This window comes from Streptomyces sp. NPDC085944, assembly GCF_040686295.1.
Lineage (GTDB): Bacteria > Actinomycetota > Actinomycetes > Streptomycetales > Streptomycetaceae > Streptomyces > Streptomyces salinarius.
This window is the reverse complement of sequence record NZ_JBFBJX010000027.1, coordinates 1-18,321: the sequence shown is the minus strand read 5'-3', so window position 1 is coordinate 18,321 and position 18,321 is coordinate 1. Positions and strand designations below refer to the sequence as shown.

Genomic DNA, 18,321 nt, shown 5'->3' with positions numbered 1-18,321 from the left:
ACGGCGGGGGACCGCCCTTCTCACCGCTCTGGGAGCCACGCTCGTGCACGTCGCACTCACCGGCGCCACCGGATTCCTCGGACTGCGCCTGCTACGTCGTCTGCTCGACACGCACGCGTGGGTGACGGTCCTGGCCCACGCCGGTTCGGGCGACGCGCTGCACCGCATCACCCGTTCCCTCGAACTGACGGGTGCGCCGAGCGCGTTCCTCGCCCGACTGCCAAAGCGGCTGAGGGTGGTGGAGACCGATCTGGCGCTGCCCCGGCTGGGCCTGTCCGCACGGGCGTTCCGAGAGCTGGCCGACAGCCTCGGCGCGATCTGGCACAGCGCGGGAAGCATCCATCTGGAAGGGGACCTTTCCGAGCTGCGACGGACCAATGTCGAGGGCACCCGCCACGTCCTGGAGTTGGCGGCCGCCGGGCGCGCGGAACCGGTTGTGCGCCATGTGAGCACCGCGTTCGTGGCCGGCGCGCGGCGCACCGGGGTGGCGTACGAGGACGAACTGGACGACGGCGCCGGTTTCGAGAACGCCTACGAACAGTCCAAGTACGAGGCGGAGCTGCTGGTTCACGCCTGGTCCCGCGAGCACGGGCGACCGGTCTTGGTGCTGCGGCCGAGCATCCTCGTCACGGACGTGCCACCGCACCCGGAGCTGCCTTCGCACCCCCTGCAGGTCGTCGAGCGCATCCTGCGCGACGCGCGACGGGCCGCCTTCGCCGCACCACCGACCGCCACGAGCCCTCCCACCGGGGCTCCGGACGGTCCTTCCCGCGGCGCTCCCGGGCCGCCGGGCACCGGGGCCCGGCCCCGGGTACGGACGGTGGGGCACCCGCACGGGCGGCTGAACCTGCTGCCGGTGGAGCACGCGGCCGACGTCATGGTCCGCCTGTCCGAACTGCCGTCCTCACACAGGGTCGACACGTACCACGTCGTCCACGACCGCGACGTACCCGTGCCCACCGTCGTCGCCCTGCTGGAACGGCTCGTCCCCCTCTCGATCGACCTGGTCGACGCCAAGCCGGAGGACCCTTCGGCGCTGGAGACCATGATCGACTTCTACCCGGGCATCACGGCCTACCTCACCCACCGGCGGCGGTTCGACGACACCCGGGTGAGGACCCTGCTCGGTCCGGCGGCGGTCTGCGCTCCGGTCGGTCTCGATCGGCTGTGGTCCGGACTGGCCCCGAGGAGCGCGGCGCTCCCCCGGCCCCCGGACACCCCACCCGCCCCTGCGCCCACACCGTGCGCCTGAGTTTCCCGTACGTCGCAGACGGCGTACGCCCGACCAGCAACAACCGTCCCGTCCCGTTGGAGCCTCCGTGTCCGTTCTCGCCGCTCCCCGCGCCCCTGCCGTGCGTCCGCCGGTCTTCTCCCCCGGGGGGATCGCCGACCGTGTCCGGCTGATCCGGGAACCGGTGCACGTCGTCAGCGGGCCGGACGGCCGGGAGCTGGGCCTTGCGACCGGGGCACCGCCCGCCGGTCCGGTGCTCGGCACGCTGCCGCCGCTGTACCCCGAGTGGCTCGGCGGCCGAACCTTCTGCGAGGCGCACGGCGTCCGCTTTCCCTATGTGGCGGGGGAGATGGCGAACGGCATCGCGACCACCGGCATGGTCGCGGCGATGGCGCGGGCGGAGATGATCGGCTTCTTCGGTGCGGGCGGCCTGCCCCTCCCGGAGGTCGAGCGGGCTGTGCACTCCCTGGCGCAGGAGCTGGGGTCCCGCACGAACTGGGGAGTCAATCTCATCCACTCACCGGCCGAACCGGAGCTGGAGTGGCGGGTCGCGGAGCTCCTGGTGCGCTGCGGTGTCTCCCGGATCTCGGTGTCGGCGTTCATGGAGCTGACCCCTGCGGTCGTCCTGTGCTCGGCGCAGGGCCTGCGCCGGGGACCGGACGGCGACGTCGTCCGGCGTACGCGGCTGCTCGCGAAGCTCTCCCGTCCGGAGGTGGCCGAGAGGTTCCTCTCCCCCGCCCCGACCGCTCTGCTGGACCTTCTTGTCGCGCGGGGCAGCCTGACCCGCGAGGAGGCGGCTCTGGCGGCCCTGGTGCCGGTGGCCGAGGACATCACCGTCGAGGCGGACAGCGGCGGGCACACCGACAACCGGCCGTTGTCGGTCCTGCTGCCGCGGATCGCCGCCCTGCGCGACACGGTCTGCCGGCGGTTCGGGTACCGGCGGCCGGTCCGCCTCGGTGCGGCCGGGGGCCTCGGCACCCCGGACGCGGTGGCCGCCGCCTTCGCTCTCGGCGCGTCCTACGTCGTCACCGGTTCGGTGAACCAGACGGCGGTCGAGGCCGGTCTGTCCGACGAGGCCAAGGCGATGCTCTGTGACGCGGACGTCGCCGATGTCGCCATGGCGCCGTCGGCCGACATGTTCGAGCTGGGCGTGAAGCTGCAAGTGCTGTCGCGGGGCACGATGTTCGCCCGGCGGGCCGGCCGCCTGTACACGGCCTACCGTGACCACGGCTCGCTGGAGGAGATCCCGCCCGCGCTGCGTACCGCCATCGAACGCGACGTGCTGGGCGCCCCGTTCGAAGAGGTCTGGCAGCGCACGCGTGCCTTCTGGGAGGAGCGCGATCCGGCGCAAACCATCCGTGCGGAGGCCGACCCCCGGCACCGCATGGCCCTGGTGTTCCGCTGGTACCTGGGCAGTTCCAGCCGGTGGGCGATCACCGGGGAGAGCGCGCGGCGGGCCGACTACCAGATCTGGTGCGGACCGGCGATGGGCGCGTTCAACCGGTGGGCGGCCGGCAGCTTCCTGGCAAAACCGCCCCACCGGTCCGTGACGCAGATCGCCCTCAACCTGCTGGAAGGGGCCGCGACACTCACCCGCGCCCATCAACTGCGCACGTACGGCGTTCCGTTGACCTCCGAGGCGTTCACCTACACGCCGCGCGAGCTGGCATGACAGGCCGCGCCGCCGCAGCATCGTCCGCCGCCGCCCGACTCCGAGGAGAGACCATGTCCGGCTCCACCCCCCGCCAGGTCCCCATCGCCGTGGTCGGCGTCGGGGCTCTGGTTCCGGGCGCCACGGACGCGGCCGGCTACTGGCGGGTCGTGACCGGCGGCCACGACCTGATCACCGAGGTCCCCGCCTCCCGCTGGCGGGTGGAGGACCACTACGATCCGGACCCGGCCGCCCCCGACAAGACGTACGCCCGCCGCGGCGCCTTCCTTCCCGAGGTGGACTTCGACCCGATGGCCTACGGGGTGCCGCCCGCCAATCTGCCGGCCACGGACACCTCCCAGCTGCTCGCCCTCATGGTCGCCGACCAGGTGCTGAGGGACGCCGGCGGGACGTCCGGGATCGACCGGGACCGGACCGGCGTCGTCCTCGGGGCGGCCGCCCTCGAACTGCTGCCGCACATGTACGGGCGCTCCCAGCGCCCCGCGTGGCTGGCGGGGCTGCGGGAGAGCGGGCTCGACGAGGCCGAGGCACAGGCTGTGTGCGACCGCATCGCCGCCCGCTTCGAGCCGTGGCGCGAGTCGACCTTCCCGGGACTGCTGGGCAACGTCGTCGCGGGACGGATCGCCAACCGGTTCGATCTGCACGGCGTCAACCACACCACCGACGCCGCCTGTGCCAGCTCGCTGGCCGCCCTGTCGACGGCGGTCGCGGAACTGTCCCTGCGCCGGGCGGACCTGGTCGTCAGCGGCGGCGTGGACACCGGGAACGACATCGGCATGTTCCTGTGCTTCTCCAAGACGCCCGCCCTCTCGCCCAGCGGCGACTGCCGCCCGTTCTCGGAGGCGGCGGACGGCACGATGCTCGGTGAGGCGGTCGTGATGTACGCCCTGAAGCGTTTGTCCGACGCAGAGCGCGACGGCGACCGGGTCTACGCCGTGATCAGGGGAATCGGCACCTCGTCGGACGGCCGGAGCACAGCGGTCTACGCCCCGCTGCCCGAGGGCCAGGAACGGGCCCTGCGACGCGCGTACGAGGAGGCCGGCTACCCGCCGGAGACCGTGGAGCTGGTCGAGGCGCACGGCACCGGCACGAAGGCCGGGGACACCGCGGAACTGGCCGCGCTCAACGCGGTGTTCGGCGCCCCGGGACGTCCTGACGGCCAGTGGTGCGCGATCGGCTCGGTGAAGTCGCAGATCGGGCACACCAAGTGCGCGGCGGGTGCGGCGGGGCTGCTCAAGGCAGTGATGGCCCTCCACCACAAGGTGCTCCCGCCCACAGCCAAGGTCGAACGGCCGAACCCGGCGGCCGCCGCCCCTCATGGCCCCTTCTACGTGAACACTCAGGCCCGGCCGTGGGTGCGGCCGGCAGGTCATCCGCGCCGGGCGGCGGTGTCGAGTTTCGGCTTCGGCGGCAGCAACTTCCACGTCACACTGGAGGAATACACGCCGTCGACCGTGCCCACCCCCTCGTCGGGCACGCACGCAGACACCACTGCGCGCCCCGCGCCGAAGAACACGGGCCGCCCTGCTCTGCGCCACCGCACGGCGTCGAGCGAGCTGGTCCTGTTCGCCGCCGCCTCACCGTCCGCCCTGGAGGAACAACTATCCGAGGACGGACGGCCCCTGACCGCGCTGGCGAGGGAGAGCCACGCCGCGTTCTCGCCCACCGCCCGGGTGCGGCTGGCCGTCGTCGCCACCGACACCGATGACCTGCGGAGGAAGTTCGCGCAGGCGCTCGCGCACATCCGGCGGCGCCCCGAGGCGTCGTTCTCGGCCCCTTCCGGAATCCGGTACGCGTACGGAGAGCCCGCGCACGGCCGCATCGGCTTCCTGTTCCCCGGGCAGGGCTCCCAGTACGTCGGGATGGGGGCCGAGCTCGCGATGCTGGCCCCGGCCGCACAGGCCGTGTGGGACAGGCTGGGCTCCACCCGCTTCGACGGAAGGCCGCTGCACCGGGCCGTGTTCCCGCCGCCCGCCTTCACCGAGGAGGAGCGCGCCGCCCGAGCGGCCCTGCTGAACACCACCGAGTGGGCTCAGCCGGCGCTGGCGGTGCACGCGCTCGCGCTGCTGGCGGTGGTGCGGGAACTGGGGCTGCGGCCGGACTGCGTGGCCGGCCACAGTTTCGGCGAACTGGTGGCACTGCACTGCGCGGGCGCCCTGGACGCGGAGTCGCTGGTCGGGCTGGCGCGTCGCCGCGGCGAGCTGATGCGGGAGGCGGCGGCCACCCCGGGCGCGATGCTGGCGGTGGCGGCGGACCGCGTACGCGTGGCGGAGGTACTGGCCGGCGGTGGCTTCGAAGACATCTGGCCGGCCAACCACAACTCGCCCCGTCAGACGGTGCTCTCAGGTTCGGCGGCGGCGGTCGAAAGGGCGCGGAGTGCCTTCTCGGCCGCGGGGATCGCCTCCCGCGGACTGTCCGCGCCGACCGCCTTCCACAGCCCGCTGGTCGCCCCGGCCGTCGAGCCGCTCGCCGCCCACCTGCGGACGGTGACGGTCTCGGAACCCCGCATCGAGGTCTACGGCAACACGGACGCGGCGCCCTACCCCTCCAGCCCGGACGCGGTGCGCCGCCGGGTCGCCGGTCATCTCGCCTCGCCAGTCCTCTTCCAGGACCAGATCGAGGCGATGTACGCGGCGGGGGTGCGAACCTTCGTGGAGGTCGGCGCGGGCGCCACGCTCACGGGCCTGGTCGGGCAGATCCTCGGCGACCGTGAGCACGCTGCCGTGCCCCTCGACCGGCCTGCCGGGGCGGGCGCCGACGCCTTCCACGCCGCGCTCGGTGAACTCGCCGTACGGGGCGTTCCCCTCGACCTCGTCCCCCTCTGGACCCCCTACGCATCACCCGGAACACCAGCGAAGGAGCGCGAGCCCCGAATGACCGTGAAGATCAGTGGAGCCAACTACGGTCAGCTCCCGCCCTCCGGAACCCCGCACGTCGAACCGACGCCCGCCCCGGAACACGGGCCGCGTCCCGACGCCGTACCGGCTGTCGCCGCCCCCGCACCGGCGGTCACTCTGCCCTCGCCGCCCCCCGGCGACGTGCCACCGCCACCGGTATACGTGCCGGCTGCCGCGTCCTCGCAGCAGGGGCCCGGGCCGTCGCACCCTGCGGTGGCGCCGGCTGACACCCGCCCGGTCATCGGCGACGAGCGGCAGCTCGCCGTCGAGAGCATCCACCGGCAGACCGCCGAGACCCACCTCGCCTGTCAACGGCTGCTGACGGACAGCCATATGGCCTTCCTGAGGATGACCGAGACGACCCTGGCCGCGCTGCTCGGTGCGCCGGTCCCGGGCGCGGTCCCGGACATGACAGCACCCGCTCCGCTGCCGCTCCCCCGCTCCGCCGGCCCGCTCGACGTACCGGCCGCCGTGGCGCCCCCGGTGGCGGCGCCGGCTCCCGCGACGGTCGTCGGGGCCGCGACGCCGTATCCCGTACCGGAGGCGAGCGCCCCTCAGGCGCGCGACGCGGTGCGCCCCTCGGTACCGGAGCCGGCACCACCGGCCGAAGCACCGGCACGGGACGCGTCGGCGCCGGACCAATCGGGGTCGGAGCCTGCTCCCTCGGAGCTGTCTTCCTCCGAGCTGTCTTCCTCCGAGCTGGAGGAGTTGCTCCTGTCGGTGGTGGCCGACCTCACCGGCTATCCGACCGCCATGCTGCACGTGGACATGGATCTGGAGGCGGACCTGGGCGTCGACTCCATCAAGCGTGTCGAGATTCTGTCGGCCGTGCGCCGCCGGGTGGGCGACGTGGCGGTCGGGGACCCCGGACTGCTCGGCAAGCTCCGTACCCTGCGCGAGATCACCGCGGCACTCGCCTCCGGCGCCCGGACCGCCGGGCCCGCGCCGGAGCCGGACGTCCCTGGCGTGCCCGCGCCCCGCGCGGACGCGTTGGAGCCCTCCCCGGCAAAGGATCGCGAGGCCGCCCCGTTCTCCACGAACGTCGATGTCCCGACCGCACGGGGCGACGGATCCGGGCGGTCCGCCGATGCCGCGGCGGCGGACGGGGGGACGCCCTTGACCCGGCTGGTGCCGCGCATGGTGGAGTCCCCGGCGTCCGGGCTGGCCACGGCGGGGCTGTTGGACGGGCCGGTCGTGGTGAGCGGCGAGGACGTGGCGGGGTGCCCGGTCGTCGGCCTCGTGGCCCGGAAGCTGGCGGAGCGCGGTGTGGACGCCACCGCTGTGGCGGAGGTACCCGAAGGGGCGCGCGGCGTCATCCACATCGGCGGCCTGTCCGCGCACGGCACACCGGACGAGGCCCGGGAGGTCCACCGCTCGGCGCTCCGCGCGGCGCGCGCGCTGGCACCGCGGGCGGCCGGGGGCGGCGGCCTGTTCGTCACCGTCCAGGACACCGGCGGCGACTTCGGGCTCGGCGGACACGCGCCCGGCCGTGCGTGGCTGGGCGGGACGGCCGGACTGGCGAGGACCGCCGCGAAGGAGTGGCCGGACATCCACGTGAGGGTCCTCGACTGCGAGCAAGGCGGGCGGGACGACGAAGAGGTAGCCGACGCGATCGTGTGCGAACTGCTCGAAGGCGGAGCCGACGCGGAGGTCGGCCTTCGTGCGGACGGCACCCGCGCCCTGCTGCGGATGGTGCCCGCGCCGCTCGCACCCGGCGGCGCCCCGCGCATCGGCGAGAACTCCGTGATCGTGGCCGCCGGCGGTGCCCGCGGGGTGACCGCCGCCGCGCTGCTCGGCCTGGCCAGGACCCACCGGCCGCGGATCGTCCTGCTCGGAAGGACGGAGGCGGCCGCCGAGCCCGCCGGCCTGGCATCGGCCACCGACGAACGGGCCCTCACCCGACTCCTCGCGGAGCGGGCCCGGGACGATGCGGAGGGGTCCTCGCCCGCCCGGATCACGGAGGAGGCCCGGAGGATCCTCGCCGCGCGCGAAGTACGGGCGACGCTGGCCGGACTGGAGGCCGCCGGTTCGCCGGCCCAGTACGTCAGGGTGGATGTCCGGGACGCCGACGCCCTCACCGCGGCGCTGCGCGAGGTGCGCGCGACGTGGGGGCCGGTGACCGGCATCGTGCACGGGGCCGGCGTGCTCGCCGACAGGCGGATCGCGGACAAGACCGACGAGCAGGCCGAGCTGGTCATGGCCACGAAGGTGGACGGCCTGCGGGCGCTGCTGACGGCGACGGCGGACGATCCCCTGGACACGATTCTGCTGTTCTCCTCGGTGGCCGCCGTGTTCGGCAACGCGGGCCAGAGCGACTACGCCATGGCCAATGAGGTCCTCCAGCAGGTCGCGTCGGCCGAGCAGGCTCGCCGCCCCGACTGCCTGGTGCGCTGCGTGGCCTGGGGTCCCTGGCAGGGCGGCATGGTCACCCCGGCCCTGGCCGCGCACTTCGGCCGGGCCGGGGTGCCGCTCATCCCCCCGGCCCAGGGCGCCGCGGCCTGCACCGCCGAACTGGACGGTGCGGCAGGCGAGGCCCGTGTCGTGCTGACGGCGGGCGACGGGCCGGCCGCCGCGGACGAGCGGTTGCGTGCACAGGTGCTGGTCAGCTCAGACACCCTGCCGCAGCTGGCCGACCACGCGCCCGCCGGTGTCCCGGTGCTGCCCGTGGCGCTGGTCCTGAACTGGTTCGCGGGCGCCGCGGCGGCCTGGCTGCCGACCGAGGGGCAGCTCGTCCTGCGTGATCTGCGGGTGTACCGGAAGTACGACCTGCCGGAGCTGGAAGGCGTGGGCCACCGGCTCACCGTGCTCGGCAGCCGGGGCGCGCCCGGCTCCCCGGCCGGGGTGGAGGCAGAGCTGCGGGGCGAGGAGGGTCCGGCGCATTTCCGTGCCGTCGTGGACACCTGCGACGGTGCGCCCGACGGGTCCTCCTGGGACACTCCGGCGGACCTGAAGCCGCTCGACGTGGCCGCGCCGTACCACGGGGGCGTCCTCTTCCACGGCCCCCGGTTCCACGCCCTGCGCGAAGTGCGCGGTGTGTCGGAGCACGGGGCGGAAGCAACGGTCGCGGGCCTGCGGTCCCTGGGCTGGCCGGGCGGGCACGGTCCGGTGGATCCGGCCGCCGTGGACGGCGCGCTCCAACTCGCGCTGCTCTGGGGCGAGAAGGTGCTCGGGGCGGCGACCCTGCCGATGGCCGTCGCGGAGTGCAGGGTGTACCGGCGGGGACCGGTGGACGACGCCGTGCGCTGTGTGGTGCGGGGACGGAAGGCCCACGACACCGGGGCACGCTGCGACGCCGCGCTGATCGGGCCCGGCGGGTCCGTCCTGCTGGAGCTGACCGGCGTCGAACTCGTCAGCCGCCCCTCCTGACCGGGCCTTTCCTTCCTGTCCGAACCCGCCGTGAAGTGAGACCCGCATGCGTTTCGAACCGATCGCCATCGTCGGCCGGGGCTGTGTCCTGCCCGGCGCACTGGACCCGGACGGGTTCTGGGAGAACGTCGCCGCCGGGCGTACGAGTCTGACGGCGGCCCCGGAAGGCCGGTGGCGGCTGCCGCGTCACCGGGTCATGGGCACGGTGGACGACCATCTCGACCGAACCTGGACCGACATCGGGGGGTACGTCGAGGGATTCGAATCCGTCTTCGACCCGGAAGGCTTCCTCCTCCCCCCGGAGCGGATCGCGACGCTGGATCCGCTCTTCCACTGGGTGCTCTACGGGGTACGGCAGGCGCTCACCGAGGCGGGCCGCACCACACCACTGCGGCGCGGCGGGCTGATCCTGGGCAACCTGTCGTACCCCACCCCCACCGGGGCGGCCTTCGCCGAACACGTCTGGCTGTCGGCGCAGCGCCCGGAGCTCCGCGAAGCGCTGCTGGCGGGTGGACGCCACCCCCGCCCCGATGCCCGCAACCGCTTCTCCTCCGGCCTCCCGGCCCTGCTCGCGGCCCGAGCGCTCGGGCTCGGGGCCGGGGCGTGGTCCCTCGACGCAGCCTGCGCCTCCTCGCTGTACGCGATCAAGCTGGCGTGCGACCGCCTGCACGACGGCACGGCCGACCTGATGGTGGCCGGTGCGGTCAGCCGGCCCGACCCTCTCTACCTGCACGTGGGGTTCTGCGGCCTGTCCGCGACGAGCCGTACGGGGCGCAGCCGCCCCTTCGACCGGGACGCCGACGGGCTGGTGCACGGCGAGGGAGCCGGGTTCGTCGCCCTGACGCGGCTCTCCGACGCCCGCGCGGCGGGGCTTCCCGTATTCGGCGTGATCCGCGGGGTGGGGCTGTCCAACGACGGGCGGGGGTCCGGTCTGATCAGCCCGTCCGAGGAGGGCCAGGTGCGGGCGATGCGCCTGGCGTACGAGGCGGCGGGCGTCGCTCCCGAGTCGGTGTCGCTCGTCGAGTGCCATGCGACGGGAACCCAGGTCGGCGACGCGGTGGAGGCACGGGGCATGGCCCGGGTCTTCGGGGTCGCCGACGACGTGCCGATCGGTTCGGCGAAGTCGAACATCGGGCATCTGCTGGCCTCGGCGGGCGTGGCGGGGCTGCTGAAGGTGCTGGGTGCGCTGCGCTCCGGGGTGCGCCCGGCGACGCTCGGCGCGCGTCGGCCGCTGGACGCCCTGTCGGGCACGCCGTTGCGCGTGCTGCAAACGGCGGAGCGGTGGGCGGGACCCCGCAGGGCGGCGGTCAGCGCGTTCGGGTTCGGCGGGACCAACGCCCACCTGCTCCTCGACGACCCGGACGACGCTCCCCCGCCCTCCGTGCCCCGGCCGGCGTACGGACCGCGGCCCACCGCGCGACGGGCCGCACCGGCGGACCGGGCACCGCAGGACCCGGTGCCGGGACCCGACGCGCCGGACACCCCGGCGGCGGCAGCCGACAGCGGCGCGCCGGACGACCGTACGCCCGGGGCATGCGCGGCACCCGTGGCGATCGTCGCCATCGGGGCGCGGGTCGGGGAGGGAACGTCGGTCGAGGACCTCCGCCAGGCGGTGCTGGGCGGTGAACGGCGCGGCCCGGTCGCGGAGATCGCCGTGCAGCTGACGGGCCTGTGCTTCCCCCCGCTGGCCCTGGAGCGGACCGTACGCCATCAGCTCCTGGTGCTGGAGGCCGCCCGGGAGGCCGCCCGAACGGTGAACCTGCCCCGGGAGCGGACCATGGTGGTCATCGGTACCGGCGTGGATCCGGAGGTGGCCCGGGCGGGCGCGCGCTGGCGAATTGCCCACTGGCTGGAGGAATCGGGGGTGCCCGTCACCGCGGCGTCGGCGGACCTCGCCCGGGACGCCTTCACCCCGCCCATGACGGCGGAGGGGGTGGTGGGCAGCATGCCGAACCTGGCGGCGAACCGCATCAGCACCCAACTGGACCTGGCGGGACCGAGTTTCACGGTGTCCGCCGAGGAGGCGTCCGGGCTGGTGGCGCTGGCGGCCGCGGCCCGCGCCCTGCGGTCGGGGGAGGTCGACGCCGCGCTCGTCGGCGCCACCGACCTGTCCTGCGAAGCAGTCCACCGGGCCGCCGTGCGGGAGTCCGCTCCCGGCGTGGAGCCCGGTGACGCGGCGGTCGTCCTGGTCCTCAAGCCGCTGGACGCCGCCCGCCGGGACGGGGACACCGTCGTCGCCGTGCTGGACGAGGAAGCCGGCGACGAACCCGACATGGTCATCGGCGACGGCCCGGACGCCGGATTCGATCCGGCGTCCGCCTTCGGGCGCGCCCATGCGGCATCCGGGCTGGTGTCCGTCGCCGTCGCGGCACTCTCGCTCCAGCACCGCGCGGTCCCCCGCCCCGACGCGCCCGCCGACACGGCGGCCGTCACCCACACCGCGCGGGCCGTCACCGTACCGGCGGAGGGGCCGGCCATGAGCGTCCGGCTGCGCGCCGGGGACCCCCGGCCGTGGCTGCCGGGGCCCGCCCCGCGCCTGCGCGTCTTCTCCGGGGCGGACCGCGCTCAGGTGCTGGCCGCGCTGGAGGCGGGGACCGAGTCCTCGGCGGGCCCGGCCCGGCTGGCTCTCGTGGCGGACGGCGGCACCGCCTGGGCGGAGCGCCGCGAAGCGGCCCGTCGCTGGCTGGCTCAGGGCGGGGCCCGCCCGGCGGATGTCCTGTACCGGGACGCGCCGGTCGGCGGCGAGACCGCCTTCGTGTACACCAACGGCTCGGCCGCGTACCCCGGGATGGGCCACGCGCTGACGCTGGCGTGTCCGTCGCTGGGCGAGAGCGTCCGGGCGGGGCACCGGGCGATCGGGACGCGGCTGCGCTCCGGGAGGGGGCCCGGCGTACTCGACCAGATCTGGTCCGTCGCCGAACTGGCGGTCTTCCACACCGTGTTCAGCCGTGAGGTGCTGGGCCTGCGACCGGACGCCGCGATCGGCTACTCCTCGGGCGAGTCGACGGCGCTGGTCGCGCTGGGCGCGTGGCCGGACGCCTCGGGGCTGTACGAGGCGACGCGGGAGAGCGGGCTGTTCACCACGGAGCTCACGGGTGAGCTGCGGGCGGTGCGGCGCTACTGGCGGCAGCGCGGCATCGGCGGCGACCGCTGGTCGAGCTATCTGGTCGCCGCGCCGCTGGAGGCCGTCCGCGCGGAGCTCGCCGGGGAGCGGGCGGTGCATCTGATGGCGGTGAACGCGCCGGGGGTCTGCGTCGTCGGCGGCGAGTCCCGGGCGTGCGCGGCCGTGGTCACCCGGCTGGGCGTGGACCGGGCGATCGAGCTGGACTACGACATGGCCGCCCACGCCCCGGAGTTGGCGGAGGTCCGCGAGGTGTGGCGGGAGGCCCACCGCCGCCCCACGGTCGAGGTGCCGGGGGTCCGGTTCTACAGCGGGGCCACCGGTCGGGCGTACCGTCCGACGACCGAGCGGGCCGCCGAAGCGCTCACCGCTCAGGGACTGGGCACGATCGACTTCGCGGCGACGATCGAGCGGGCGTGGGCGGACGGTGTCCGCGTCTTCGTGGAGCACGGGCCCCGGAAGCTGTGCACCGGCTGGATCAAACGGGTCCTCGAGGGCCGGGAGTTCGTGGCCGTCGCACTGGACACCCCGGACGACGCCGGACTGCGGAACCTGTGCCTGGCCGTCGGCGAACTCGTGGTGGCCGGGGTGCCGGTGCGGGCCGAGGCGTTGACCGCCCGGCTCGCCGAGGCCGCCACCGGCCTCCCAGCCCCCGGCCCCACCGTCACCGTTGCCGTACCCGCCACGCCCTGCCTGCCGCTCCTGGAGCCCGCCGTGACCGTTCTGCCCCGGGCCCCCGAGCTGGCGCCGGTGCCGGCGGAGCGGCCCGCTCCCGCGGAACGGCCCGGTGCCCCGGTTGCCGTCGCATCCGCCGCCGAGGTCGGGCCGGTGGCCCGGCTGTCCGACCCGGCGTCCCCGGCATTGGGGTCGCCGGCGGTCGCGGGCACGATCGCCCGGCAGAGCCGGCGGGCCGCCCTGGTGCACGAGCAGATCATGGCCGCGCACGCGGAGGCCCACCGGCGGTTCCTGCACGTGTCCGCGCTCGCCGCTACGGCGCTGACGGCGGGCGGCAGGGCGGACGCCGGACGCGCGGCAACTTCCCTGCCCCCGGCAGGCGCTGCCTCCGTACCGCCGTCCGCCGCCCTCCCCGTACGACTGCCGGGCGCCCCGCCCGCCCCCATGCGGCCGCCGGGCCCGGTATCGGCCCCGCGCCCCGGCACGGCTCCGGCTCCGGCTCCGGTCCCTGTCCCGGGGGTGAAGCCGGTGTTCGACCGGGCCCAGTTGGAGTACCTCGCCTCCGGGGAGATCTCCACGCTGTTCGGTCCGCGCTTCGCCGAGCAGGACCGGTACGCGGTGCAGACCCGGATGCCCGGACCACCCATGCTCTTCGCCGACCGGGTCACCGCCATCGACGCAGTGCCGGCGGCGCTCGTCCTGCCGGGGCCGGTCCGCACGGACGGGCGGATCTGGACGGAGACCGACGTCCTGACCGACAGCTGGTACCTGGACGCGACGGGACGCATGCCGGCCGGTGTGCTGATCGAGGCGGGACAGGCCGATCTGCTGCTGCTCAGCTGGCTGGGGGCGGACCTGCTCAACCGGGGCGAGCGCGCCTACCGCCTGCTCGGCTGCGAGGTGACGTTCCATGGCGGCCCGCCCCGCCCCGGCGACACCCTGTGCTTCGAGATCCATGTGGACGGCCACGCGGAGGCGGGCGGGGTCCGGCTGGCCTTCTTCCACTACGACTGCTACGTGGACGGTGAGGTGCGGCTCAGCGTCCGCGAGGGCCAAGCCGGGTTCTTCACCCCCGCAGAACTGGCCGCCGGTGGCGGGGTGCGCTGGGACCCGGCCGAGCACGCTCCCGGTGACGACCTTCCGTTCGACCCTCCGGCCGTACGCTGCGAGCGGACCCGCTTCGGCACGGACCGGGTGCGGGCCCTGGCGCTGGGATCGCCCGCGGAGTGCTTCGGGCAGGGCTGGGAGGCGACGGCAGCCCATGTGCGGACACCCCTGCTCGACGGGGAGCGGCTTCGCCTGCTGGACGAGGTCACCGTGTTCGACCCGGTCGGCGGGCCGTGGGGCCGGGGGTATCTGCGCGCCGAGACGGCGGTGTCCCCGGACGACTGGTTCTTCACCGGCCACTTCAAGAACGACCCCTGCATGCCGGGCACCCTGATGCTCCAGGGCGGTCTCCAGGCCATGGCCTTCTATCTGACGGCCTCGGGCCACACCGTCGACCGGGACGGCTGGCGTTTCGAACCGGTCGACACCCAGCCGTCCCGGACCAAGTGCCGGGGCCAGGCGACCCCGGAGTCGCGGAGGATCGTCTACGAGGTGTTCGTCCGGGGCGTCTCGGCCGGGCCGGTGCCGACGCTGCACGCCGATGTCCTCGGGTCGGTGGACGGCAGGAAGGCGTTCCTGGGGCGCGGCATGGCACTCCGGCTGGTGCCCGACTGGCCGTTGTCGCAGTGGCGGGGCTCGGGGCCGCCCGCCGTGCAGGAGGACGGAGCGCCGGTGCCGCCGCCACGGCTCGGCGGACTGTCCGGGCACCGGGAGGAGAAGGCGGTGGCCGTCGCGGCCGATGGGTTCCGCTTCGACTACGCGTCGTTGCTGGCATGCGCCTGGGGCAGGCCCAGCGAGGCGTTCGGCACCATGTACGAGCCCTTCGACGGCACCCGCAGGGTCGCCAGGCTCCCCGGGCCGCCCTACCACTTCATGAGCCGGATCGTCTCGGTGGACGGCGTCCAGGGCGGCATGCGGGAGGGCAGCGTCGTCGTCGCCGAGTACGACGTACCGGAACGGGCGTGGTACTTCGAGCAGAACCCCTCCCGGTGCATGCCGCTCGCGGTCCTCATGGAGGTCGCGCTGCAGCCCTGCGGGTGGCTGGCCTCGTACGCCGGCAGCGCGACGACCAGCGAGCAGGACCTGCTGTTCCGCAATCTGGACGGAGTGAAGACGGTCACCGGCGAGGTCACCGCCGGGACTCGCACGATCCGCACCCGGGCCGAACTGACCCGTGTCTCGCGCAGCGGGGACATGATCATCGAGTCGTTCCGGGTGGTGTGCACGGCCGACGACGCGCCACTCGCCGAACTCACCACGGTCTTCGGCTACTTCCCCCGGTCGGCGTTCGACGACCAGCAAGGGCTGCCGGTCCCGGCCGAGGAGCGCGCCCGTCTCGACGAGCCCTGCGACCGAGTGGTCGACCTGACCGCCCGGCCCGCCCGCTACTGCGCCGGGGAGCCGCGCCTGCCGGGCCGCATGCTGCTGATGCTGGACCGGGTCACGGGCTCCTGGCCGGAGGGCGGAAGCGCGGGGTTCGGCCGACTGCGGTCGGAGAAGGACGTGCGCCCGGACGCCTGGTTCTTCCGGGCCCATTTCTTCCAGGACCCGGTGCAGCCCGGCTCCCTGGGGGTCGAGGCCATGTGCCAGCTGCTCCAGTACCACCTGATCGAAGGCGGCGCGGCGGACGGGATCGTCCACCCCCGATTCGATCCGGTGCTGCCCGGCCGGGAGACGGTGTGGACGTACCGGGGCCAGATCACCCCCGCCAACCGGCTGATCCGGGTGGACATGGACATCGTGGAGTCCGGTACGGACGCAGGCGGGCCCTTTGCCGTCGCGGACGCGACGCTGTGGGGCGACGACACGTGCATCTACCGGGTACGGGGGCTGGGGATGCGGGTGGTGTCGGGCCCCCCGCCCGTGCGGTGATCTGCCCGGTCCTCCATCCCGAGGCCGGCCGCCGGGACCGTGCGACCGCCGTGCCTGCCCGGCGCGGGGCCGGCCCCGCGCCGGGCAGGTCGCCTGGTACCCAGTGAGAAATCGTTGCCCGAGCTGGTCGGTTTCGTTGTTCCGGGCCTGGTGTACGGGTTCCCACCTGGTCCGACCGGTTTGTGGTGGCGTACATGCTCGGCGAGCACCCGGAGCGGCTGCCACCGCGACCGTTCGGACACGTTCTACAGACAGCGTTCCGGTAGCCTCGTCCACTCCGCACACCAGTGCGGAGCTGGAGGTTCTTCGGGGGCGTGGGCTGGTGAAGGACGAGGAGGTCGTCGCGCGCTTCGACGGCCGGGGCCGGGTCGAGCTGCTGCTCGGCCGCCTGGAGAATGTCTTTCAGCGCAATATCGGACAGATCGCTCACGCGTTTGGCTACCGGCTGCTGTCCATCGAGATCATCGGCCGCGCCCGTATCCGCTATCTCTACGAACGCGACGACTCGCCGCCCGCGCGCCGCCGGGCCGAGTTGACCATCGCACGCCTACACGCGGGCGGCTCCGTCCTACCGGCGTCGGATCCGCCCCCGCCCCCGCCTCCTTCAGCCCCGCCACCGCTGCCGCCTTCCAGGTAGATACCCCCACGTCAGACGCCGGAGAGGGAACCGAACCGGAGTGCGGGAATTCAACGGCAGCCCCGCTCAGTGAACTGCTTCAGCGTGGCCACTGATGGGGTGACAGCGGTGGAGGCGCAAGGCATGAGGCACCCGCGCCGGTGAGGGAGGCGATCGGAGTCTCGACTTGTCAACGTAGGTGCCTTGTTGCTCCGCCATCCTGTCGTACTCGCCCTTCCGCACGCTCTGGTCGAGTGAGTCTCAATGATGGTGTCAAGCCGATTGGGGGGCCGGTGGGGCGGAGGTGAAGGGCCTCTTGTCACGGAGCATGGCCCATAAAACGTCGACTCGGCGGCGTGCAAGGGCGAGCAGTGCCTGGACGTGGATCAGTCCCTCGGCGCGTTTCTTGAGGTAGTAATCCCGGGAGGGTCCCGGGCGCATCATGGCGGTTTGAGCAGCCATGTAGAAGACGTGTCGCAGGCGGCGGTGGTAGCGCTTGGGCCGGTGGTGGTTACCGGTCCGGCGGCCGGAGTCGCGCGACACCGGGGCCAGTCCGGCATGTGCGGCCAGGCGGCCGGCGTCTGCGTAGCTGGACAGGTCTCCGACGATGGCGAGGAACTCTGCCCCGAGGATGGGGCCCATGCCTGGCAGGGATTCGATGATTTCGGCGCGCTCGTCGAGGTGGAAGGACTCGCGGATCTCCCGGTCGGTGTCTTTGATCCACTCGTCGAGCGCGAGGAGCTGGTGAGCGAGGTCGCACACGAGTTTGGCGGCTCGCTTTTCACCCGGCAGAGCAGTCACCTGGGACTGGGCTGCCTCGACCGCGCGGGTGGCGATCTCGGCTGCACTGCGGACCGCGCGCCGTGACAGCCGGTCCGCGAGCTGCTTGGCGCCGGTCCGTCGCAGGGCGTCCGGGGTCTGGTACTCGGTCAGCAGGACGACCGGTCCCTTGGCTGCTGAGTAGTCGAAGGCCCGCTCCAGAGCAGGGCAGATGCCCACCAGGGCATCGCGCAGGCGGTTGATCAGCCGTACCCGGTCGGCGATCAGGTCGGCTCGGTGGCCGGTGAGCAGCTGGAGATTGGCCACGGTCTCGTCCGGGAGGCTCAGGGGTGTGAAGTCCTGGCGCATACGCGCGGTGTCGGCGATGACCAGGGCGTCCTTCGCGTCGGTCTTCCCCTCGCCGCGGTAGGCCCCGGACATTCGATTGACCGTGCGGCCGGGCACATACACCACACTCTGGCCATGGGCAATCAACAGCGCAAGCAGCAGTGTTGAGGCCCGGCCGCAGATGTCCACCGCCCACCGCACCTCGTCGGCCATCTCGCACGCCGCCACGACCAGGGCCAGGATGTCGTCCTCACCGTTGACGACCTTCCTCGAAAGCACCTTCTCTCCGCTGGCGTTGACTCCGACCGCCCAGTGATGGGCCTTGCCGGCGTCGATGCCGACCCAGACCTGCTCGTGACGTTCCGTCACCGTCGTCGCTCCGTTCCTCAGGCTCCAGCACCCTTAAGGTCCGGGAACACTCCGCCGCCAAGCCCCTAACCAGCGATGACCGCAGTTCTCAATCAGCAGCCGGAGCGTCCCGGAGGACCGGGCGGCCACTCACTCCGAGCCACTAATGGCAGGTCACTATCAGCCACACCCAGTCCTCCCGGACCACCAGCATTCTTAGTGGGCGGTTCGTGAGTCTTTGAGTGGGTCTGCTGTCGCCTGATGGTGTGGCGGCGGGGCGGAATCTGCCGGTCCGCGGTTGGTGATCTG

6 protein-coding genes are annotated in these 18,321 nt (G+C 73.7%); 5 read left to right on the top strand and 1 reads right to left on the bottom strand.

Going from position 1 to position 18,321, the window contains the following annotated elements; all coding sequences use genetic code 11:
* The first annotated feature begins 43 nt into the window (after window positions 1-43).
* The 5 genes from AB0P07_RS33970 (at window position 44) to AB0P07_RS33950 (ending at window position 16,578) form a co-directional block, all read left to right on the top strand.
* Entirely contained in the window at window positions 44-1,252 is a 1,209-nt protein-coding gene (locus AB0P07_RS33970; RefSeq protein ID WP_365557595.1) for an SDR family oxidoreductase, read from the top strand.
* 67 nt (window positions 1,253-1,319) lie between these two features.
* On the top strand, window positions 1,320-2,903 hold the full coding sequence (locus AB0P07_RS33965; RefSeq protein ID WP_365557592.1) for a PfaD family polyunsaturated fatty acid/polyketide biosynthesis protein: 1,584 nt from the start codon (window positions 1,320-1,322) through the stop codon (window positions 2,901-2,903).
* A 53-nt stretch (window positions 2,904-2,956) separates the two neighbouring features.
* Window positions 2,957-9,166 (top strand): SDR family oxidoreductase, encoded by a 6,210-nt coding sequence (locus AB0P07_RS33960; RefSeq protein WP_365557589.1) that lies wholly within the window; start codon window positions 2,957-2,959, stop codon window positions 9,164-9,166.
* Between the two features lie 46 nt (window positions 9,167-9,212).
* Entirely contained in the window at window positions 9,213-15,941 is a 6,729-nt protein-coding gene (locus AB0P07_RS33955) for a beta-ketoacyl synthase N-terminal-like domain-containing protein (RefSeq protein ID WP_365557586.1), read from the top strand.
* Window positions 15,942-16,263: 322 nt separating this feature from the next.
* Window positions 16,264-16,578 (top strand): hypothetical protein, encoded by a 315-nt coding sequence (locus AB0P07_RS33950; protein ID WP_365557583.1) that lies wholly within the window; start codon window positions 16,264-16,266, stop codon window positions 16,576-16,578.
* 252 nt (window positions 16,579-16,830) lie between these two features.
* On the opposite strand, the gene AB0P07_RS33945 is transcribed toward AB0P07_RS33950, so the two are convergent.
* Window positions 16,831-18,033 carry an IS110 family transposase gene (locus AB0P07_RS33945; RefSeq protein WP_365557581.1) on the bottom strand — a complete coding sequence of 401 codons (1,203 nt, stop codon included), beginning with the start codon at window positions 18,031-18,033 and terminating at the stop codon, window positions 16,831-16,833.
* Window positions 18,034-18,321: the final 288 nt, after the last annotated feature.

Coding starts and splice junctions, on each gene's coding strand:
- AB0P07_RS33960 (WP_365557589.1), top strand. CDS start 2,957: ATGTCCGGCTCCACCCCCCGCCAGGTCCCCATCGCCGTGGTCGGCGTC.
- AB0P07_RS33955 (WP_365557586.1), top strand. CDS start 9,213: ATGCGTTTCGAACCGATCGCCATCGTCGGCCGGGGCTGTGTCCTGCCC.